The following is a 22,844-nucleotide window of genomic DNA, read 5'->3' on the forward strand; positions in this document are numbered from 1 at the left end:
TAAACATGGTTTTTAAATTATCATGGAAGGCAAAAGAAAACATTAAAAATTTTTAAAGAAAATCATGCGATTTGAATTTTTATTAAACCTAATTTGGATATAAAGGAAAGGTGATTCTTGTGAAAATATAGTATAAATTTTAAATTTAGGTCCGCCCAAAAAAAAGCACTTATCGGTGATCCGATAAGTGCTTTTCATTTTGATAATTTCTGTACTTATTTCTTTACAGGCGTAGCCGGTGTCGTTGTTGCAGGAATTGTCGTTGGAGCTGCAGCAGGTGCTTTTCCAGGGATAATGTCAAGAACTTCCACATCGAAAATTAAAGGTGAATATGGAGGGATTTCTCCAGCAGGACGTTCGCCATAAGCTAAAACCGAAGGAATAACCAAAGTAGCTTTTGAACCTTTGTTCAGTAATTGGAAAGCTTCAGTCCAACCTGTAATAACGCCATCAACACCTAAATGTAAACGTAAAGGCTCGTAAGGTCTTTGTGGATTAAATTTGTTATGTTTTTTAGCTAGATCAGCTTGGTTAGTATCAAATACTTTATCGTTTGTCAATCTACCGATGTAGTTAACAACTACAGTGTCGCCAACAGCCGCATTTTTACCTGATCCAGCCTTAGTAACAACATATTGCAAACCAGAAGCAGTTTTCTTAGGTGCTAATTTGTTGTTTTTCAAGAAAGCTTCAACTTTTCCAGCTTCAGCGCCTTTTAATTTTGCAGTCTCTGCTTCAAAATACTTCGTAACTTGCTCACCTAATTGTTGATCAGTTAACTTACCTTTTTTGAAGTGTTTTTGAACTTTAATCGTATAGATAATATATTTATCAGCAAATGCTGGTTTTGGTTGTTGTGTTTTGGCAGCTACAGAATCTAAATCGATTTTAAATACCAAACTATCACCTTCACCTACAAGTTTAAATAAACCTGTTGGATCTCCTGGGTTTTGTTTGATGATACTATCTGGATATAATTGTACGATTTGTGGAATTCCAGCATCAAAAGTACTATTTAATAATGAATCTCTATCTGTTTTAACAACCATGTCTACCGACAATAAATCACCAGATACAGCTTTTTCAGCACCAGCATCTTTAGCGATTTTGTATTCTAGGCCACCTTCAGCCTTTTTAAAATTTTGGCAAGCAGTTAATAATAGTCCTGATGCCGCGAATAATAGAATTGATTTCTTCATTTCAGTTTTATTGCTATCTTATTTTGTTAATATTTCTTTATAATTCGGTAAAGCGGATTTAAATGTATTGATAACCGTTTGTAGATCATCATGTGAATTTCCTCCAGATGCATTGAGATGACCACCGCCATTAAAATATGTTTTGCATATTTCATTGCATGGAACATCACCAATCGAGCGCAAAGATAATTTAATTTGTTCTTTTCTGTCAATAATTAATGCAGCTAATCGAATTCCTTTAATTGACAATGCATAATTCACAAGTCCTTCGGTATCTCCAGTAATCACTTCGAAGCTTTTTAAATCTTCTTGTGTAACGTAAATCATGGCCGTGTTGTACTCTGGGAATACTTCTAAACGATTGAGTAAGCAGTATCCTAAGAATTTTAACCTTCCTTCCGAAGAACTGTTATAGATCAGCTCGTGAATAGCCCAGTTCTCTGCGCCACAATCGATCAAGCTCGCGATTATACGGTGTATTTCTGAAGTGGTAGAACGGAAACGGAATGAACCTGTGTCGGTCATAATGCCTGTATACAGGCAGGTTGCCATATCTGCAGAGATACTGCCAGCATCTTGCATTTCTGTTGTTATAAATCTGAAAATTAGCTGTGCAGTTGCCGCAGCTTTAGGATCCCAATATTCATAATCATGAAAACCTTGAGGTTCAAGATGGTGGTCAATCATACATTTTATACCTGTCGCGTTTTCAACAGGAACTGCCATATCATGGATACGGGACAGTCCATTAAAATCAAGGCAGAAAATGATTTCAGCATCGGCAATTAATTTTTGATTTTCTTGTACTTCTTTGGTGTAAATGCGCACATGTTCTAAACCCGGTAACCAGTCTAAAAAGGATGGGAAATCGGATGGAACGATAAGGCTTACATCATGTTTATGGGCTTTTAGCCAATAAAATAGACCTAATGAAGAACCCAGCGCATCGCCATCCGGCTTGAAGTGCGTAGTGATTACAATTCTTTTAGGTTCTGATAAAAGTGTTTTTAGTTGTTCTGATGTCAGCATATTCGTATTAAGTCTGCAAACCTACTATAAAAAAAAATATTTATAGCATTTTTTTATAAACATTTGAGACGTTTTTGATTTTTGATTTTTGTTTTTAAATTTTTGAAATACAATTTGTTAAAATTTATAAACATAAATTTTGTGATCTCGTTTAGAGCTAATTAAATACGATGAATTATTCCCGAAATCGATAGGACCAAAATAGAATTTTGACATACCTTCTACAGGAAAGCCATTTCTTACAAGACCATCTTCATTGAAGATATAAATCATACGGTTATCTGTACCTACAGCAACAAGATCGTTATTGTTTGTCACTTTAAAGAATAAAGGTCTGTTGCTGACATCGTCCACAAATTTGTATGCAAAATATTTAGTGCTATCTTTCTGGTTATACACAGATAGATTATTGTCACTAAGAACAACGTAATCTTTATCCGCACTGCCACTCACATCTTCAAAGTTGAACGTAAAGTTTGTGCCCCAATCGCCAATTTTTAATTTGATCGGATCTCCCTCGAAAGGAACTTTAATCACTTCTCCTTTATCTTTCGGTACAATAACAAAGGAATTCTTCATATCCGAAGTTGTTATCAACCCAATTGGGTTCTTTAACTTTTGCCCATTGACATTAAGCTCTTCTTTACGGATAAGAGTACCTGCTTCATTAAAAAAGTAAACTGACCCTTGGCTGGTTCCTGCAATGATAAAATTTTGATTAGCAATTGTAGCTGCTTTCAAATCAAATAAAATTTTGCTGTCCAAGCTTGGATTTTTCCAATCTTCGATCTTTTTTCCCGTCAGATCGTATACAGCTATCTGGTTTGAGCACGGAATATAGATTCTTTTTTCATTGTTGAAATTTGTCAGTGTAAGACCTGCAGAGGCATTGCTCGGTAAACCCACAGAAAAACCAGGTATTAACTTTCCATCAGGAGAAAAACGATACAGACGACTTCTGGTATTCAACAGTATACTACGGTCCTGCAATTGAATCGGTTGCCCTAAAATTTCTCCCTGAAAGAGTGTTTTCCATAATTCTTTACCAGAAGGGCTGAGTGCATAGACCGTATGATCCTGCTCTTGTACTAAAATAAATTTGCTGTTTTCAGTCTGATTAAATACCCAAGGATTATTGATTAATTTTGAGTTCATTTGAAATGTCCATGCTGCAGTCCCTCCAAAACGATTTTTAGATTTGTATAAGGCATAAAAACCTGAAATAAATCCACCAGCATTTCCACTTACTTGCAAAGAAGTCGAGTAAAAATTTTGATAACCAAAAAGTTCCTTATCTCTGAAGTTTTTAGCATACTCCGACTTTAAGTTATTAATGATTGTATTCTTCGCTGTTTCAGGTTCGATATAAAACGTAACATTCGCTCTGTTGCTCTGAATGGCACTATGATTCTTGAAGATGGCTGTTCCAGACATCATCTGGTTATCGAAATAAGCCTGACGGTACTTTCGTAGAACACCGGTCTGATTTGCCACAACAAGTACTTTTCCGATTCTTGTAAAGTATGGACGCTGAAAACTTTTGAAGGGATCTCCGAAACTTGAATAAAGAATGTTGGAATAATCAAATTGGTAGATATCATCTCCTTGATTGCGGCTTATTTTTTTTGAAGTTTCTATAAATTTACTGCTATCAGCTAAACTAACAAGACCTAGAATATTCTCATTATCCAATTCCGCAATTGCAAATTCATCATTCCATAAAGGTAAAATATCAGTTTGAAAGATTACTTTTCCTTCATTCTCAATGAGCTTTTGATGGCTCTTAATTTTATCAGCTTCCTTTCGATAGGTAAATAAATCGCTAAGTGAGCGATGAAAGCTATTGATATCAGAAAGGCTATAGTTAATGTAGGAAGAGGTGTTTTTTGGTAAAAAATTAGCTAAAGTTTGCACTTGTGGTGATTGATGAGCAAAAAGTTGCAGATAGTTATGCTGATTCAGGTTAAGCTGCGTTTCTCCTTTAAAAATTAATGCATCATCTTTGAAGTTTAGATTCCAGGCTGTAGATCCTTGTAATGAATCAATTTGATTAAGATACATGCCAAACTTACTGCGCATGATTTTTTTTGCTAGAGCTGCAATTTGATTATTACTAAAATAAAGACTTAACGGAGTATTCTTACTGTTTTGACTGATGAAGAATTCAATTTGCTTATGATCTAATTTTTTAACCGATTTATCAATGACCTGATGGATTATTGAAGGATTATAACCAGCAAAAAGAATATTTTCATGAAGTGTACAGAACAGCACAGAATCTTTAATACCCTTATCAAAACTGTAAATGCGGTGACCTAGCGTGTCAGTTTGATTTTTCTTGTATTTTTTATCTACACCTTGAAATAAAGCTTCTAAGGTCTTATCGTTTATTTTTTCATTCAGACCGACCGTATATAATGATGCCATACCCGATTTTGTAGGGTGATAGGAAAGAATGACTTCCACATCTTGCACTTTGCCTTTAATCGATGCCGCACTTAAGAAATCCTGCTTAATTGTTTTGAGATTGTCAAAATCTTGTTTTCCCTGAATTGCTTCAAACAGTTCGAAATTCTGGAAAATTGTATCCGTTGTTTCGTTATTTCTGAAAGCTGCAATAAAGTAGGTATCAGCAGGTAAATACTGGAGTGTTTTTGTCGCAGTTTCTTGCTTGCTGCTGCTGTCGGAGAAGTAGTAGATGGAAGCCGCAACTACGGCTATAAAAAGTAGGACAGTAACAATAATCGTATTTCTCATATCTAATAACAAACGTACTAAAAAATATCTGGAACCTGAGTTGTCACAAATGTAAGTACTCCTTTGTAACAATAAATTTAACAAATATTCTCCTTTTCTGAGGAAGATTTGATACATTTATCCAGCATTAATAAAATATAGACGTAATTTTCGATTAATGAATAAGAGAATCATCCTAGTGGCTGCATTTTTTGGTGCACTAGCTGTTATTTTAGGCGCTTTTGGTGCGCATGGTTTAGAAGGTAAGATTAGTGAACAACATATCGAAACTTGGAAAACTGCCAATCAGTACCATTTTTACCATACTTTGGCTTTGTTGTTTCTGTCCACTTTTTCGCGGGCAAAAACTGCATCTATCCGTGTCTCATTTATAGCCTTTATAATTGGATTGCTTTTCTTTTCAGGTTCTTTATATCTGTTAAGTGTGCGCGAAATTACAGGTTTTGGAAATCCAGCTATTCTTGGCCCAATAACACCGCTGGGTGGGGTCGCCTTTATAGTAGGTTGGGCAGCACTTTTCGTTGCTGCATTAAAGAATAAGTCATAATTTAACGGTTTTATTACCGTAAGATGAGCCCTCGGAGAAATTAACGTTTTTTCGAGGGCTTATTTTTTAGTAATTTTACATGATACTTGAAATGAATATGCCAGAGCCTCAAAACTTATTTTTTACAGACCGAGCAACTGTTTTTGTTGATGTTATTTTGCCTTTAGCATTAGCGAATACCTATACTTACCGAATTCCAGTTGAATGGAATGATAAGATCCAGGTCGGTGTTCGTGTTATGGTCCAATTTGGAAAGAATAAAATCTATTCTGCTATTGTAAAACAAATAACGAAAGAGGCGCCAAAGCATTATGAAGCAAAGTATATTTTAGACATCATTGATGAAAAACCTATCGTAGATGGTGCACAACTACAGTTGTGGGACTGGATATCTGATTATTATATGTGTTCATTGGGAGAGGTTATGCAAGCTGCTTTACCCTCTGCTTTGAAATTGGCAAGTGAAACTAAGATCGCCTCGGCTATTCCAGAAGATTTCGACCGTTCGACTTTGACTGATAAAGAGTATCTGATCATTGAAGCACTTGAGGTGGCCGGTGAACTAAAAGTAAATGATATCGTTAAGCTATTGAGTCAAAAGTCTGTTTTCCCCATATTGAAAGCGATGTTTGATAAGGGAATAATATTGATTTCTGAAGAGATTACTGAACGATATAAACCAAAGACTAAAGTTTTTTTCTCTTTTGCTCCGGAATTTCGGGATGAAGATGGTAAACGGAACTTATTAGATGCCTTAAATCGAGCTCCAAAACAGCAGGATGCCGTATTGGGTTTCATGCAATTGTTGAAAAAAGGAGTGGATGTTACCCGACAGATGATAATGGAAGCATCGGGATGTGGTTCGGGCGCCATTACAGCATTAGTTGATAAAGGCGTATTTCAGGTTAAAGAGAAAGTCGTCAGCCGTTTTCAAGGAGAAGATCTCGAATTGGAGGCCAATTTTGAATTTAATGATAATCAAAAACGTGTTTTTGACGAAATTCATCAGTGCTTTGAAACTAAAGATGTCACCTTATTGCATGGTGTGACAGCATCGGGGAAAACACAACTCTATATCAGATTGATTGAGGAAGCATTGGCAAGAGGTCATTCAGCCCTATATTTACTGCCTGAAATAGCTTTAACATCACAGATTACCGCACGTCTCAAATTGCATTTTGGCGATAAACTTGGTGTATATCATTCGAAATTTAATGATAACGAACGTGCTGAGGTATGGCATAAGGTAATGAAAAACGAATTTAAGGTTATCGTAGGCGCCCGTTCTTCCGTGTTTTTACCTTTTCAAGATCTGGGAATTATTATTGTCGATGAAGAGCATGAGAGTTCTTACAAACAATATGATCCCGCACCGCGCTATCATGCCCGTGATACAGCGATATATTTGGGGTATATTCATCAGACTAAAGTATTACTAGGTTCTGCAACACCATCTATTGAAAGTTTCTATAATGCAAAATCCAAGAAATATGGTTTTGTACAGCTTTTAGAACGTTTTGGTCAAGCACAATTGCCAGAAATCCATATTGTCGATATACCGCAAGAAGGAAGAAAGGAAAATATGTTTTCATACTTCTCGGGTACTTTATTAAAAGCTATAGAAGGAGCATTGGAACGTAAGGAACAAGTGATTCTATTTCAGAATCGACGTGGACATACCACCATAATTCAATGTAACACCTGTGGTTTTGTAGCTAAATGTGTGAACTGTGATGTCAGTATGACTTACCATAAGAGTTCAAACATGATGCATTGCCATTACTGTGGCCACGTGGAACCTCCAATTAAAATCTGCCCCGCATGTGGTATGCCACATATCGAAAGTAAAGGTTTTGGAACCGAGCGTGTAGAGGAAGAACTGGAATTACTGATGCCTAATGTCCGAATAGGACGTTTGGATCTAGATTCTACAAAAGGGAAAAATGGTTTTGATAAAATTATAGGTGCTTTTGATGAACATGAATTTGATATTCTGATCGGTACACAAATGGTTGCAAAAGGACTGGATTTTGGAAAGGTCAGCTTAATCGGTATCATCAATGCAGATACCATGATTAATTTTCCTGATTTTAGAGCCTATGAAAGAGCTTTTTCACTTTTCTTGCAGGTCGCAGGACGTGCAGGAAGAAGAGAGGCAGGAGGACAGGTTATCATTCAGACTTACACACCAAAACACCGCGTGTTAGAACAGGTTGTTGCGCATGATTATCAAGCCATGTTTGATACAGAGATCATTGAACGTAAAAATTTCGCATATCCGCCGTTCTACCGTGTGATCAGAATCGATATTAAGCATATGGATATCCAGAAATGTTATGACGGAGCTAAAAAATTTGCGTCAGGTCTGCGCCAGCAATTAGGTTCACGGGTTCTTGGACCAGAGACCCCTTTAGTAGGAAGAGTACGTAATTATTTTATTCAGACGATCACATTGAAAATTGAACGCAATAACATCAGTATTGTTAAAGTAAAAGATCTGATTAAGATGTTGAAGAATGATTTTATTGCAGATAAAGCAAACACGGGTTCACGCATTGTGATCGATGTTGATCCTTATTAGAGGAATCGGTAGATGAAATTAGCCAAAAATTATTCTTTTCAAATGAAATAGCTTGCAGGCTAATTGATTAGTTATGAAAAAGTTCTTGTAGTGGTAATTGTTAAATAACAATAGTATTTTTGAGTCATAATGGCGTATAAATTTGTAGATAATTATAGAGAAAAAGGTGCTCGTAAGCAATTAGTGCAGCTGCTGAAGACAAGAGGTATTAGTGACCAGAATGTGCTGAATGCCATTGCTAAAGTACCACGTCATTTTTTCTTTGATGAAACCTTTTGGAATCAAGCATATAAAGATATCGCATTTCCAATCGGCGATGGACAAACGATATCTCAACCGTATACTGTTGCTTATCAATCGGAACTGCTGCATGTTAAAAAAGGAGATAAGGTTTTAGAAATAGGAACAGGTTCGGGATATCAAACTTGTATACTGCTGGAGCTGGGCGCTCAGGTTTATACCATAGAACGACAAGAAAATTTATATAATAGAACCATACAGGTATTGCCATATATGGGATATAAACCCCATTTTTTCTGTGGGGACGGTTCCAAAGGAATTGAACAGCATGCACCATATGATAAGATTATCGTAACTGCGGGTGCTCCATTTGTACCCGAGATTATGCTGAAGCAGTTAAAAATAGGGGGTATATTTGTAATACCGGTAGGTGATGAGAAAGAACAAAAAATGGTCACAATCATTCGGGTTGGTGAGAATGATTTTGATAGAATTGAATTAGATACATTTAGATTTGTCCCTTTGGTTGGGGATCAAGCTTGGTAATAACCAGGCTTTTTTTTAGCGATTTGGATTATGATCCCTTCTTACTATTAAATGTTCAGAGAAATGACGAATATAGGGCTGATGATAAAGAATAGCACTGTGATCTCAATGCATCAAATTAATGAGGCAGTTTTACTGCGTGCATCTAATAACTAATGATACATCAAACTGCTGGTAAAGAAGATGTGAATGCCTTAAATAATTAATAAAAAGTAAACAAAATGAGTGTAACGTGCCTATAATGCCGTTGAAAATGGATACTCATAAATAATTATATTCATAATGGAAGCGAGCATGAGCATATGTATTGCTTTTGGGGAGGAGTATGCTTATGCTCGCTTCATTACCGTTAAACAACAAATTATACTTCAATGAAAGATAAAATAATGGATTTATATCTTAGCAATAAGGAACAGATTGAACAGGAAGTAAAAAAGCTCGACAGAGTGATCAATAAGAATAGTTTTTATCGCCTCGGTGTTATTATTTTTGGTGGGGCAGCGCTATTCTATTCATTTCAGCTTGAAAATCTTGTTCTTGTATTGATTTTATTTTTTGCACTGATATTTCTTTTTGCTTTTTTGGTTAATAGACAAAGTAAATTAGAAAAAATAAGTGATTACCAGAAAGCGTTATTAGCGGTCAATGTCAATGAGCTAACGCTAGCAAATACAGGAGTCAATATCTACGATAACGGTATGCATCTGGAAGATGGTAAGCATCCTTACAGCTCCGATCTGGACATTGTAGGAAATCATTCGCTATTTGAGTTATTAAACCGCTCAACTACAAAACTGAGTATAGCGGTATTAGGTAGTTGGTTACTTAATGATGCAAAGCGTGGCGAGATTGTGAAACGTCAGGAAGCTGCAGCTGAAATAGCTAGTGATATGCGTTGGAGTCAGGATTTTCAAGCAAAGCTTTTATCAAATCTGAATCAGAAGCTAGATGTAAAGTCTTTTTTAGCAACCTATTTTGAGTCCGGAGATTTTACATTCGGAAGCGCAATTATGCGGATCTATGTTAAGCTTGCCCCTTTTATATTTATAGGATCGGTCGTTTTAGCCGTTTTTGTTCCATCTGTGGCATACCTCCCAGTCATCATAGGATTGATCCATATCCTTTGGTCAATGTTCAATGGTGGCAAAATTTCTTTTTTTTCCAGTCGGATCGATAAAGTAGGAAATCTGCTAGATTCATATGCCGCAAGTATGGAACTGGTCGAAAATAGGGCTTGGACAGCGAACCGTAACCAGGAATTACAGGAAAAATTAAAAATAGAGGGGTCATCAGATTCGGTTTCCCATGCGTTCAAGAAATTGGGTAAGCTGATCAGTAATCTGGATGCCCGAAACAACATGATGGTCGGGACAGTTTTAAATCTGATATTTTTATGGGATTTTAAGCAGGTATTGGCCATTGTAGACTGGAAAGCTAAGTATCAAGCTAATATTTTGGAAGCTTTTGATACTTTAGCTGAAGTAGAGGCTTTGGTGAGTTTAGGTACTTGGAAGCGTAATCATGCTGAATGGACTACCCCAATTATTCTTGACCATCTGGAGACACCCATAGAAGCTGTCGATTTGGCGCATCCCTTGATTGCATCTGATAAATCTATTGCCAATACCTATACCAATGCTGATCATGAAATCGCTTTGGTGACAGGATCTAATATGGCTGGAAAGAGTACATTTCTGCGTACTGTCGGTATAAATGCTGTTTTGGCTTATGCGGGAGCAGTAGTGCCAGCAAGATCTTTCAAAATTCCGATGTTTCATTTGATATCTTATATGCGCATTAAGGATAATCTGAATGAAAGTACGTCAACTTTTAAAGCAGAATTGGACCGGATGAAATTTATTTTAGAAACTGTAGCGGAACGCAACGATAGTTTCTTTTTAATCGATGAGATGTTAAGAGGAACTAATTCTGTTGATAAATACTTAGGATCTAGAGCTATTATCAAAAAATTGATTACAGAAAAAGGAAAGGGAATGGTTGCAACGCATGATCTGCAATTATCAACGTTAGCCGATGAATATCCGCAGGTTGTAAAGAATTACCACTTTGATATACAGGTGATCCAAGGAGAAATGCTATTCGATTATAAACTGAAAATAGGAGAGTGTAAAATATTTAATGCTTCAATGTTGTTAAAAGGTATTGGAGTCGACGTAGAACAAGGAAGAAATTAAACAAAAATGACATTACAAGAAAGAATTGAACAGTCGAGAACACATCATTTTATAACTGTTTTTCCGTTTACAACAAATCACCACGCAACATTATTTGGTGGTAAAGCCATGGCGATCATGGACGAGGTAACTTTTATGTGTGCAACACGGTTTTGTAGAAAAGCACTCGTAACTGTTTCCTCAGATAAGATTGATTTTGAAAAAGCAATCCCTGCAGGTAGTATGATTGAAGCTATTGCGGAAGTAATACATGTAGGAAGAACTAGCTTAAAGGTAAAAGTGGAGATCTTCTTAGAAGATATGTACAAAGATGGAAGAGAATTAGCGGTGAAGGGTGTTTTCTCATTTGTTGCCTTAGATGACAATAAAAAGCCGATACCAGTTTTACAGGGACTGGAAATCGAAGATTAGTATATCGGATATCCTAAATTGCGTATGGAATAACAGGTCGTGTTATTCCATACGTTTTATAGGAGATAGGTCGTTTAACTCTTCCTCAGTAAATAGTCTATAGTGTACTTTGAAAGTTTTCCCCAAAGAAGACTCTAAAGAAAATCCCCCCGGGCCAAACCCATCAAGTACATCAAGTGTGAAATGTGAAAATTTCCAATATTCAAATAAATCCCGATCGATCCAAAATTCATAACCTTCAGCAAGCCCGATCATAGCATCATTCATTCTGGGATAGTATCCACCTTTTTCAAAACATTGCGGCTGTGTGCCTTCGCAACACCCTCCAGCCTGATAGAACATCAGATCTCCGTGTTGAGCTACTAATTCACGAATCAGTTCTTTGGCTTTTTCAGTAACTGCTAAACGCTCTGTCATCATATATTGCTTTTATATCAGTATCATAAGAAATTAAAAAATGGGATTATATCGATAACCCCATTTTTGAATATTGTGTTTTGCTGATTAGAAAAATCCAAGTTTCTCTTTGCTATAAGAAATCAGCATATTTTTTGTTTGACGGTAATGGTCGAGCATCATTTTATGATTCTCACGTCCGATACCCGATTGCTTATAACCACCAAAAGGAGCGCCTGCAGGATAAGAGTGATATTGGTTGACCCATACACGTCCAGCCTGGATAGCGCGCGGGATTTGGTATAATTGATGAGCATCTCGTGTCCATACACCAGCTCCCAGTCCATAAATGGTATCATTAGCAATTTCTAAAGCCTCTTTTTCATCTTTAAATGTAGTTACTGCTAATACCGGGCCGAATATTTCCTCTTGGAAAATACGCATTTTGTTATGACCCTTAAATAAAGTTGGTTTGATATAATAACCATCTTCTAAGCCATCACCCAAATGGTTCTCATCGCCACCAGTTAATACTTCTGCCCCCTCTTCTTTACCCAATTTAATATAGGACATGATTTTATCCTTTTGGATTTTTGAAGCCTGTGCACCCATCATAGTCTCAGGATCCAAAGGATCACCAACTTTAATTTGATTCACACGGTCTATTACTTTAGCAATAAAGCGTTCGTAAATATCCTCCTGAATCAATAAACGCGATGGACAAGTGCAAATTTCACCTTGATTTAATGCAAACAGAACAGCTCCCTCAATTGCTTTGTCTAAAAATGCATCGTCGTGGTCCATGACAGAACTGAAGAAAACATTTGGAGATTTACCGCCCAATTCCAATGTTACAGGAATGATATTTTCAGTTGCATACTGCATTACCATACGACCTGTTGCGGTAGAACCTGTAAATGCAGCTTTAGAAACTTTAGGGTTTGTTACTAATGCGCGACCTAATTCACCACCAAAACCATTCACGATGTTAACAACACCAGCAGGAAGTAAATCACCGATTATTTCCATTAAAACAAGAATTGATGTTGGGGTACTTTCCGCAGGTTTTAGAACCACACAGTTACCTGCAGCTAATGCAGGAGCTAATTTCCATACAGCCATCAGAATAGGGAAGTTCCAAGGGATAATCTGCGCGATCACACCAATAGGTTCATGCACAATAAGAGACACCGTATTTTGATCCAATTCACTTAGTGAACCTTCTTCAGCACGGATAACACTTGCAAAATAACGGAAGTGATCAATGGCTAAAGGAATATCGGCATTTAATGTTTCGCGAACAGCTTTTCCGTTGTCAACAGTTTCCACTGTGGCAATATATTCTAAATTCTGTTCGATGCGGTCTGCTATTTTATTTAAAATGATGCTTCTTTCGGTTGCTGAAGTCTTTCCCCAAGTTTCAAATGCTTTCGCGGCAGTATCAACAGCTAGTTCTAAATCTTCTTTTGTAGAATGTGCGACTTGTGTAAATACTTTTCCATCTAAGGGAGAAATATTGTCAAAATATTTACCTAATGTAGGTGGAACAAATTCTCCACCAATGTAATTTCCATAACGTTCTTTAAACGATGGTCTTTGAATTGCTGCCATAATATTTATTTTTATAATGTTATACAAATTGTTGAATACCAAATTTAACGAAAACGATTGTTCTCGTATAGCATTATAGTTTCAAACGATAGCACTATAGGTGCAACACTGTCAGCAAATATTTCTATTAATCAAGTTAATACTATTGGATATTTAAGACAATTTGTCTAAGTTTGATTACCAGCCAATTATAATAAAAGATAGGGATATGATAAATAACAGGCTTGTAAATACATTACCATTTTCGTCGCGTCATGAACTTTCTACTTTGGTAGAAAATAGGAGAGCTTTTACGTTAGAAAATTTGGAGCTTAATGTCTTTGAAACATATAAAGCGTCAGAAAAAGTAGCGTTACAGTTTGATGATCTGGTAATGATTAATATGATTCAGGGTAAAAAAGTGATGCATTTGCAACAGGTGGATTCCTTTGATTATTTACCGGGTCAGACCATGGTTTTGCCAGCCTATAGTAAGATGCAGATCGATTTTCCAGAAGCGACTTTTACGGACCCTACGCAATGTACGGCGCTGACCATAAGTAAAAGTAAGATAGACGGTGTGATCAACCGTTTAAATGAGTGCTATCCCAAAGAACAACATTTAGCAGATTGGAAATTAGATATGAATTTATTCCATCTCTATAATACACCCGAATTGACAGATTTAATTAATAAATTATTTCAGACCATTACGGGTGATAATGTGTTGAAAGATGCATTAGCAGATTTAGCATTTAATGAATTAGTTATTCGTCTTCTACAGACGCAGTCACTATTATCACTTGATATTGCCAAGACAAAAACAAACACGGTATTACAGCATATTCGGAACTATATACATGCCAATCTTTCAGAATCCATTACTGTGGAAATTTTGGAAAAGCAGGCAAATATGAGTAAATCAAGTCTATTTCGCCTTTTTAAGAATGAGTTGGGAATAACGCCTATCGAATATATCATACGAACGCGTATGCAACAGGCAAAGAGCTTATTACGGAAAACAAGAAGTGTTAAAGAGACGTGCTTTAGTTTGGGATTTAATGATGTAAACTACTTCGTCCGTCTCTTTAAAAGCAGGGTGGGAGTGACACCCGGTGCTTATATAATAGGAGAATAAAATTTTATTTTTTCATCATCCTATCAAGCTCTCTTTTGCCTTCTCTTTCCTTGATTGTATCACGCTTGTCAAAGTCTTTTTTACCTTGTGCTAAGGCAATTTCGACTTTTGCAAATCCTCTGGCACTGATGAAAATACGTAAAGGAACGATTGTAAAGCCTTTCTCTTCACCTTTCACGCGTAATTTTTTTAATTCTTTTTTTGTTAAAAGCAACTGGCGATCTCGTTTTGCTTCATGATTGTAAAAAGATCCATGCGAATACTCGGCAATATGCATGTTCCGCAAATAAAGTCCATCATGGAAAAAGTTGCAGAAACTGTCGTTGATATTTGCTTTCCCTTCCCTAATTGATTTAATTTCAGTGCCTAGTAAACGTATTCCTGCAACATACCTGTCCAGAAGGTTGTATTCAAATGAAGCTCTTTTATTTTTTATATTGATATCTGATGATATTGCCATAATTTCTTAATATATTTATTCCTATTCCATTTCCAATACAAACCAGATTAAGTTTGTTAAATGTAATCACATAGGAAAGCAAATATAAATATTATAATGGTGTTTTTTTAGCATTGTTATTTTTGGATTTTAATTTAAGTGTTAAATTAAAATTATTTTTACGATATTTATATGTGAAAAATATGACTAACATTAAGTGAAAGTCAGCTTTTGTTTTCGTATGTTTGCATCGTTTTTGATTTAATACTGTTTTTCGTGCAGTATTATGAAGTCATTTTGTGTTAATCTATTTGGAAGTAGGAATTGAAAGTGTTGATGATGAAGCTATTATTTTGGTAATCATTACAATCAAAAACAATTATAAAATTTAAGAAATACCTTTTAATCGCATGAGTAAAGGAAAATTAGGCGAGAGAATATCGCAATTTAAAATCGTTAATGAATTAAAAGCTAAGGGCTTATACGCTTATTTTAGACCGATTCAGTCGAGACAGGATACCGAAGTGAAAATTGATGGCAAGCGTGTTTTGATGTTTGGTTCTAATTCTTATTTAGGGTTAACGACGGATGAACGTATTATCAAAGCTTCTCAAGACGCATTAGCAAAATATGGAACCGGTTGTGCTGGATCTCGTTTTTTAAATGGTACTTTAGATATTCATGTGGAGCTTGAAGAGAAATTGTCGGCTTATGTGGGGAAAGAGTCTACTATTTTATTCAGTACAGGTTTTCAATCAAACTTGGGCCCATTATCATGTCTTACTGGTCGCAATGATTATATCTTATTGGATGAACGTGATCATGCTTCTATCATTGATGGAAGTAGATTATCTTTTTCTAAAGTAATCAAGTATGCACACAATGATATGAATGATCTGCGTGCAAAAATTGCTAGATTACCAGAAGAAAGTGGTAAATTGATTGCAACGGATGGTATCTTCAGTATGGAGGGAGATATTGTTAATTTGCCTGAATTGATAAAGATTGCAGATGAATTTGATGCAACTGTTATGGTTGATGATGCACATAGTTTAGGTGTAATCGGAGAAAAAGGTGCAGGTACTGCCTCTCACTTTGGACTAACTGACAGTGCCGACTTAATTATGGGTACTTTCAGTAAATCATTTGCCTCTCTAGGTGGCTTTGTATCAGGCGATGCTGATGTTATCGATTACTTGAAACACTCTGCGCGTTCAGTTATGTTCAGTGCAAGTATGACACCAGCTTCTGTCGCTTCGACATTGAAAGCTTTGGAGATTATACAAACCGAACCTCAGCATATTGAGAAATTATGGTCAAATACAAATTATGCTAAAAAATTACTTTTAGAAAGTGGATTTGATTTAGGTGCTACAGAAAGCCCTATATTACCGATCTTTATTAGAAATAACGAGAAAACATTCTGGGTAACCAAAATGCTTCAAGACGATGGGGTTTTTGTTAATCCAGTAGTTTCACCTGCTGTTCCTGCAGAAGAATCATTGATTCGTTTCTCTTTAATGGCAACACATAGCTTTGATCAAATTGATGAAGCTATTGAGAAGATGGTAAAAGTCTTCAAATTAGCAGATGTTGAATCTTTAATCTAAGTGTCTATTATGATACAGGTTATTCCCGTTGAAACAAAGAAACAGAAACGGTTATATATAGATTTTCCGCATAGTTTATATGCGGAAAATCCTTATTATGTACCAGAGCTATATCTTGCTCAGTATGATTTGCTTACTCCTGGTAAGCATCCTTTCTACAAACATTCCTCCACACAATTATTTTTAGCATACAAAGATCAAAAACTGGTCGGTCGTATTGCCGCAATTTGGAATGTTAATCATAATGCATTCAATCAAGTGCAGGAAGGGCAATGGGGATTTTTTGATTGTATTAACGATCAAGAGGTTGCAAATGCTTTGTTTCAAGCAGCAAAGGATTGGGTGAAAGCTAAAGGTGGAACTAATATTGTTGGTCCAATTAATTTAACGACTAATGATACTTGTGGTTTATTGATCGAAGGATTTGATAGCCCACCTGTAGCGATGATGCCTTATAATTTTCCTTATTATCCAGAATTAGTTACTCAAGCAGGTTTTCAAAAAAAAGTTGATTTGCGTGCCTACCTAGTGATGGAAAATAAAGCAAGTAAACGATCTGTGCTGTTGTTGGAGAAACTGGAAGAACGATTAAACCGTTCGGGAATTAAGATTCGTCAAATGAACTTGAAGGATTTTAAAAATGAAACCGAGCGAATTAGGGAGATCTATAATAAGGCTTGGGATAAAAACTTAGGTTTTGTGCCTTTTACGGAAGATGAATTTAACTACGCGGCAAAGGAAATGAAAATGATCGTTGATCCTCGATATGCTTTATTGGCTGAAAAGGATGGGAAGGTCATTGGATTCGCTTTAGGAATTCCGGATATCAATCAGATTCTAATTAAAATCAAACGTGGTAGACTATTGCCAACTGGGATTTTTAAATTGCTCTTTGGATTGAAAAAGGTAAACCTAATTCGAGTTTTGATGCTTGGCGTATTGGATGAGTATCGTAAATTAGGAATAGAAGCCTGCCTTTATGGTAGGATAATTAAAAACTCTGGCGATGGGTTTACCGTCAAAGGAGCAGAATGCTCGTGGATGCTTGATACTAATTATATGATGAATCACGCCATCGAGCAAATCAATGGAGAATTATACAAACGCTATCGTTTGTATGAGCAAGCGCTATGAGAAAAAAAATCCTAATCACAGGCGCAAGTGGTTTTGTCGGTTATCATCTCGTTCAAGCTGCCCTTGAGGCAGGTTTGGAGGTGCATGCAGCTGTTCGGAAAACCAGTGATGTCAGTGAAATAAAGTCTTTTGTTGATCAATTTGTTTATCCTGATTTTAAAGATAAGGATTCATTATTGAAACTGCTGGAGCAAGAGCAATATGCCTATATTGTTCATGGAGCAGCTATGACTAGAGCGAAGAATGAGCAGGATCTTGTTGATGTTAATGTCGGTTATACTGAAGTTTTAGCAGATGCGGTATTTCAGGCTAATATTCCTCTTGAACGTTTTGTTTTTATCAGTAGTTTGGCAGCTATTGGCCCGGTGGCCTATGATGCACCAGCTATCAATGAACAAAATGAGTATCATCCTGTGACTGCTTATGGTCGAAGTAAGGTGTTAGCAGAACGCATGCTTGAAAAATATGCAGCTAATAAGCTTTCGATTATTCGCCCCACCGCCGTGTATGGTCCCAAAGAGAAAGATCTTTTTGTTTTATTTAAAACATTAAATGCTGGATTTGATGCCTATATCGGGAAATCGCCACAGAAATTAACGTTTGTCTTTGTGAAAGATCTGACAGATGCTATTTTAAATGCTTGTTTTCTCGATAATGGAGATAAAAAATCTTACAATATTACAGACGGTCAAGTTTATGGTCGTTATGAAATGGCGACAATTTTCAAGAAATACACTTCAAAATCATTATATAGATTTCATCTTCCATTTAGTCTTGTGAAAGGTGTTGCTCAGGTTATGGAGCGGGCTTATAAAAATTCCAGCACCATACCGGTATTGTATCCGGAAAGATTAAATGAATTGACAGCAGCCAGTTGGGCATGTGACATCAGTTCGTCAAAAGAAAATATTCAATATAGACCGCGTTATGATTTGGATGCTGGACTGAAGGTTACAATTCAGTGGTACCGTGATAATAATTGGTTATAATAAAAAGAGAGATGAGTGGTCAAAAAATAAATAAAAAACTTTTTCAAGATAGAAAAAGAACAAATATATTGAGTAATCCGGAACAGAAATTTATTTCATATTTAGTTCCACGTATTCCAAATTGGATTTCGTCCGATGGTTTGACAGCGATCGGTCTATTTGGATCCGTCATGATTATGGCAAGTTTTATCTTGGCCCAATATTGTGACATTAATTATCTACTGCTAGGTATTCTAGGCTTTTTTATTCAATGGTTCGGGGACTCTCTTGATGGCCGTATTGCTTTTTATAGAAATAAATCGCGTAAATGGTATGGATTTTCACTGGATATTGTAATGGATTGGATCAGTACGGTACTGATTGGTCTGGGGTATGTATTTTATGCAAAAGGTAATTTTGAATTAACAGGTTTTGTATTGGTAGCTTTGTATGGCTGGGCCATGATTCTTTCTTTGTTGCGTTATAAGGTAACAGATAAGTATACAATAGATGCTGGAATTGTTGGGCCTACAGAAATCAGGGTCATTATATGTCTTGTTTTACTTATAGAAGTATTTTTTGTAGGTGCAATTCATTACTTAGTGATGGGTATCTGTGCTATTCTTTTTGTTATCAATTCTATTGATACTAAAAAGTTATTAGATTTAGGCGATATCAGAGATGCTGAAGAGAAGAAAACTAAAGAGTCAGAAAATTTATAAGATATGAACCCAAAAATCAAAGAGTTCTTTAGGGCGCAGTTATCTGCTTTTGTAGGTGGTCTTTCCGATTTTGGTATTTATACTTTTTGTTATAAAGTGCTGAGTTTTTCTCCAGCATTCTCAAATGTAATCAGTGGCTCTTTAGGAGCCATTGTTAATTTCGTTATTAACCGTTATTGGTCTTTCAATAATACTGCCGCCCCATTGGGCCAGCAGCTCGGTAAATTTGTAGTTGTAGTTGCAGGAAGTATTTTATTAAAGTCGGGTGGTATTTATTTATTGGATGATATATGGCACTTACACCCATTAGTCTCCAAAGTGATAGTGGAGATTATTGTTTCCTTGGGATTTAATTATACACTTCAGCGATTTTGGGTTTTTAAAAAGTAGAAATCGGCTTTTGAAATATTTATGGAATAAGATTATTAAGGTCATCTCAACGGAGATGACTTTTTTATTTTTAGGCCTTTTCCTTAATAAAATGAATCAGAGCTTCTTTACGTATATTTTGATTTTTACTTCAATTTTATTTTTCCTTAATATTACGATGCTCATCGTAAGGACGCTATAGCTTTCATTTATTTAAAGGGATTTCAAGGTGTGATTGCTTCATGGAGCAGCATTGTTTTGATAAGATGATAGCACGACGTTAAAGTAATTAGTAACGTCATAAATCACACTGTACTTAAGTAAATAAAAAGAAACCTACTATTGTTAGCAGGGTGATACCATGTTATAAGCAAGTAGGGATCTTGTTCGAATATAATAGAGGTATAACAGGGGGATAAGAGGGGGTTTATAGGGGGTTAGTAGAGGTAATGCTCTATAAACACCCTATAAAATCTAAGTAATCTCTATATAAATCCTAGCCTAAGTAATAATCAGTTCCCTTTCAGTTCCCGAGCAGGTTATAATATGCCTTATTCCGGAGTATTTCAACGTAGGATAGCTTGGCTATATCAAAACACCACCACCTTTTTGGCTCCTTTTGTAGTATATACTTTATAGTATAAAGTAAAGATGTCGGCCCTGCGGAAAGCATGAGGAGACATGGATCACCTTATCAGTAATAGTAATAGTAATAGTAATAGTAATAGTAATAGTAATAGTGTCGATGATGCCGCTGTACTGAAAAAGATATAATTTCCATTTGGCTATTTCCTAAAAGCATACTGCATCCATAAAAGAAGGCCCAGGACGAACCATCCGCCCGTATACCCTTTTTATAGTTCAAAGCCAGGATTGTCCGTTTCTCAGCCCCGAGAACAGGTCATGGGTAAATTTATCGGTCAGGTTATAAGCTGTTTACCGGTTCACGGCAAACTATTTCCGGAAAAGATTAGGAAGTGATTATAAAAAGTCGCTATCTTTGCACCACTCCGCAAGGGAGGAACGGCTGATCCGAAAGGATGGGTACTGAAAAAAGAAGGGTTTAATTCAGGTTAAACGCAGAAACATCAGGAAAACAAAAAAAAATAAATTTTCACATTTATTTTGGAGAAACCAAAAAGATTTCTACCTTTGCAGTCCCAACGGAAACGAAGGGAAACAGAAACAAGATCGATAACGGCGCAATGCCGACATCATAAAAGCCGAAGCGAGATGCGGAAGCGACAGAAGTTCTTTAAAAATATAATCATGTAACGTAACGAGTAGTGTTGAGAAACGACGAAAGTTAAAAAAATCAACCTGTTCAATTTTAGAATTAGAAATTAAAATACAAGACAATTCTATTTATTATAAATAGTCTTGATCTTACACTTCATTTTACAATGGAGAGTTTGATCCTGGCTCAGGATGAACGCTAGCGGCAGGCCTAATACATGCAAGTCGGACGGGATTCAGGGAGTAGCTTGCTACAAACTGATGAGAGTGGCGCACGGGTGCGTAACGCGTGAGCAACCTACCCATATCAGGGGGATAGCCTCTCGAAAGAGAGATTAACACCGCATAACATCATTTACCGGCATCGGTTTTTGATCAAATATTTATAGGATATGGATGGGCTCGCGTGACATTAGCTAGTTGGAGAGGTAACGGCTCACCAAGGCTACGATGTCTAGGGGCTCTGAGAGGAGAATCCCCCACACTGGTACTGAGACACGGACCAGACTCCTACGGGAGGCAGCAGTAAGGAATATTGGTCAATGGAGGCAACTCTGAACCAGCCATGCCGCGTGCAGGATGACTGCCCTATGGGTTGTAAACTGCTTTTGTCAGGGAATAAACCTTTCTACGTGTAGGAAGCTGAATGTACCTGAAGAATAAGGATCGGCTAACTCCGTGCCAGCAGCCGCGGTAATACGGAGGATCCAAGCGTTATCCGGATTTATTGGGTTTAAAGGGTGCGTAGGCGGTCCTATAAGTCAGTGGTGAAAGACGGCAGCTTAACTGTCGCAGTGCCTTTGATACTGTAGGACTTGAATCTATTTGAAGTGGGCGGAATAAGACAAGTAGCGGTGAAATGCATAGATATGTCTTAGAACTCCGATTGCGAAGGCAGCTCACTAAGTTAGTATTGACGCTGATGCACGAAAGCGTGGGGATCAAACAGGATTAGATACCCTGGTAGTCCACGCCCTAAACGATGATAACTCGATGTTTGCGATACACAGTAAGCGTCCAAGCGAAAGCGTTAAGTTATCCACCTGGGGAGTACGGTCGCAAGATTGAAACTCAAAGGAATTGACGGGGGCCCGCACAAGCGGAGGAGCATGTGGTTTAATTCGATGATACGCGAGGAACCTTACCCGGGCTTGAAAGTTAGTGAATGATCCAGAGACGGATCAGTCCTTCGGGACACGAAACTAGGTGCTGCATGGCTGTCGTCAGCTCGTGCCGTGAGGTGTTGGGTTAAGTCCCGCAACGAGCGCAACCCCTATGTTTAGTTGCCAGCATGTAATGATGGGGACTCTAAACAGACTGCCAGCGTAAGCTGTGAGGAAGGTGGGGACGACGTCAAGTCATCATGGCCCTTACGTCCGGGGCTACACACGTGCTACAATGGACGGTACAGCGGGCAGCTACATAGCAATATGATGCTAATCTCTAAAAGCCGTTCACAGTTCGGATTGAGGTCTGCAACTCGACCTCATGAAGTTGGATTCGCTAGTAATCGCGTATCAGCAATGACGCGGTGAATACGTTCCCGGGCCTTGTACACACCGCCCGTCAAGCCATGAAAGTTGGGGGTACCTAAAGCATGTAACCGCAAGGAGCGTGTTAGGGTAAAACCGATAATTGGGGCTAAGTCGTAACAAGGTAGCCGTACCGGAAGGTGCGGCTGGAATACCTCCTTTCTAGAGCATTCGGAATTGAAGCTCGTTACGGATACACATGATT

General features: G+C 37.1%; 17 protein-coding genes and 1 rRNA gene. 12 read left to right on the top strand and 6 right to left on the bottom strand.

The genetic code is table 11. The annotated features are described in order from the left end of the window. Positions 1-215 precede the first annotated feature (215 nt). The 3 genes from JAZ75_RS10560 to JAZ75_RS10570 form a co-directional block, all read right to left on the bottom strand. Complete coding sequence (locus tag JAZ75_RS10560) at positions 216-1,199, bottom strand: FKBP-type peptidyl-prolyl cis-trans isomerase (protein ID WP_132769008.1); 984 nt, start codon at positions 1,197-1,199, stop codon at positions 216-218. An 18-nt stretch (positions 1,200-1,217) separates the two neighbouring features. Then, positions 1,218-2,228: a DHH family phosphoesterase gene (locus tag JAZ75_RS10565; protein ID WP_183917214.1), complete on the bottom strand. Its 1,011-nt coding sequence runs from the start codon at positions 2,226-2,228 to the stop codon at positions 1,218-1,220. A gap of 117 nt (positions 2,229-2,345) precedes the next feature. Then, a complete protein-coding gene (locus tag JAZ75_RS10570; protein ID WP_208701709.1) occupies positions 2,346-4,985 on the bottom strand; it encodes a PQQ-binding-like beta-propeller repeat protein in 2,640 nt (879 codons plus the stop codon). Between the two features lie 157 nt (positions 4,986-5,142). On the opposite strand from JAZ75_RS10570, the gene JAZ75_RS10575 reads away from it, so the two are divergent. The 5 genes from JAZ75_RS10575 (at position 5,143) to JAZ75_RS10595 (ending at position 11,505) form a co-directional block, all read left to right on the top strand. Beyond that, the gene (locus tag JAZ75_RS10575) at positions 5,143-5,532 is read left to right on the top strand and encodes a DUF423 domain-containing protein (protein WP_021190553.1); all 390 of its coding nucleotides are present in this window, start codon (positions 5,143-5,145) and stop codon (positions 5,530-5,532) included. Positions 5,533-5,611: 79 nt separating this feature from the next. Then, the gene (priA, locus tag JAZ75_RS10580; protein WP_232789405.1) at positions 5,612-8,113 is read left to right on the top strand and encodes a primosomal protein N'; all 2,502 of its coding nucleotides are present in this window, start codon (positions 5,612-5,614) and stop codon (positions 8,111-8,113) included. Between the two features lie 129 nt (positions 8,114-8,242). After that, positions 8,243-8,899 carry a protein-L-isoaspartate(D-aspartate) O-methyltransferase gene (locus tag JAZ75_RS10585; protein ID WP_021190551.1) on the top strand — a complete coding sequence of 219 codons (657 nt, stop codon included), beginning with the start codon at positions 8,243-8,245 and terminating at the stop codon, positions 8,897-8,899. A 371-nt stretch (positions 8,900-9,270) separates the two neighbouring features. Then, complete coding sequence (locus tag JAZ75_RS10590) at positions 9,271-11,094, top strand: MutS-related protein (RefSeq protein WP_021190550.1); 1,824 nt, start codon at positions 9,271-9,273, stop codon at positions 11,092-11,094. 6 nt (positions 11,095-11,100) lie between these two features. Further along, positions 11,101-11,505 (top strand): acyl-CoA thioesterase, encoded by a 405-nt coding sequence (locus tag JAZ75_RS10595; RefSeq protein WP_132769000.1) that lies wholly within the window; start codon positions 11,101-11,103, stop codon positions 11,503-11,505. 42 nt (positions 11,506-11,547) lie between these two features. On the opposite strand, the gene JAZ75_RS10600 is transcribed toward JAZ75_RS10595, so the two are convergent. Together JAZ75_RS10600 and JAZ75_RS10605 are read right to left on the bottom strand one after the other, a co-directional pair. Then, entirely contained in the window at positions 11,548-11,925 is a 378-nt protein-coding gene (locus JAZ75_RS10600) for a DUF779 domain-containing protein (protein ID WP_021190548.1), read from the bottom strand. Between the two features lie 84 nt (positions 11,926-12,009). Continuing rightward, a complete protein-coding gene (locus tag JAZ75_RS10605) occupies positions 12,010-13,512 on the bottom strand; it encodes an aldehyde dehydrogenase family protein (protein ID WP_132768998.1) in 1,503 nt (500 codons plus the stop codon). Positions 13,513-13,720: 208 nt separating this feature from the next. Between JAZ75_RS10605 and JAZ75_RS10610 the strand changes: the two genes are divergently transcribed. Beyond that, positions 13,721-14,629 carry a helix-turn-helix domain-containing protein gene (locus JAZ75_RS10610; protein ID WP_021190547.1) on the top strand — a complete coding sequence of 303 codons (909 nt, stop codon included), beginning with the start codon at positions 13,721-13,723 and terminating at the stop codon, positions 14,627-14,629. Positions 14,630-14,633: 4 nt separating this feature from the next. On the opposite strand, the gene smpB is transcribed toward JAZ75_RS10610, so the two are convergent. Beyond that, complete coding sequence (smpB, locus tag JAZ75_RS10615; protein ID WP_132768994.1) at positions 14,634-15,089, bottom strand: SsrA-binding protein SmpB; 456 nt, start codon at positions 15,087-15,089, stop codon at positions 14,634-14,636. Positions 15,090-15,478: 389 nt separating this feature from the next. Here smpB and spt point away from each other — a divergent pair, with 389 nt between their 5' ends. From spt to JAZ75_RS10645, 6 genes are all read left to right on the top strand, one after another. After that, positions 15,479-16,678 carry a serine palmitoyltransferase gene (spt, locus tag JAZ75_RS10620; RefSeq protein ID WP_021190543.1) on the top strand — a complete coding sequence of 400 codons (1,200 nt, stop codon included), beginning with the start codon at positions 15,479-15,481 and terminating at the stop codon, positions 16,676-16,678. A 9-nt stretch (positions 16,679-16,687) separates the two neighbouring features. Beyond that, positions 16,688-17,812, top strand: a complete 1,125-nt coding sequence (locus JAZ75_RS10625) for a hypothetical protein (RefSeq protein ID WP_168127528.1) — start codon at positions 16,688-16,690, stop codon at positions 17,810-17,812. Continuing rightward, on the top strand, positions 17,809-18,801 hold the full coding sequence (locus tag JAZ75_RS10630) for an NAD-dependent epimerase/dehydratase family protein (RefSeq protein WP_208701711.1): 993 nt from the start codon (positions 17,809-17,811) through the stop codon (positions 18,799-18,801). Before JAZ75_RS10625 ends, JAZ75_RS10630 begins: the two co-directional genes overlap by 4 nt. Before the next feature lie 11 nt (positions 18,802-18,812). Next, a complete protein-coding gene (locus JAZ75_RS10635; RefSeq protein ID WP_132768988.1) occupies positions 18,813-19,502 on the top strand; it encodes a CDP-alcohol phosphatidyltransferase family protein in 690 nt (229 codons plus the stop codon). 3 nt (positions 19,503-19,505) lie between these two features. Next, positions 19,506-19,892 (top strand): GtrA family protein, encoded by a 387-nt coding sequence (locus JAZ75_RS10640; protein WP_208701713.1) that lies wholly within the window; start codon positions 19,506-19,508, stop codon positions 19,890-19,892. A gap of 1,379 nt (positions 19,893-21,271) precedes the next feature. Continuing rightward, positions 21,272-22,801: ribosomal RNA gene (locus tag JAZ75_RS10645) — 16S ribosomal RNA — on the top strand. Positions 22,802-22,844: the final 43 nt, after the last annotated feature.

The organism is Sphingobacterium sp. UDSM-2020, from assembly GCF_016132525.1.
GTDB lineage: Bacteria > Bacteroidota > Bacteroidia > Sphingobacteriales > Sphingobacteriaceae > Sphingobacterium > Sphingobacterium anhuiense.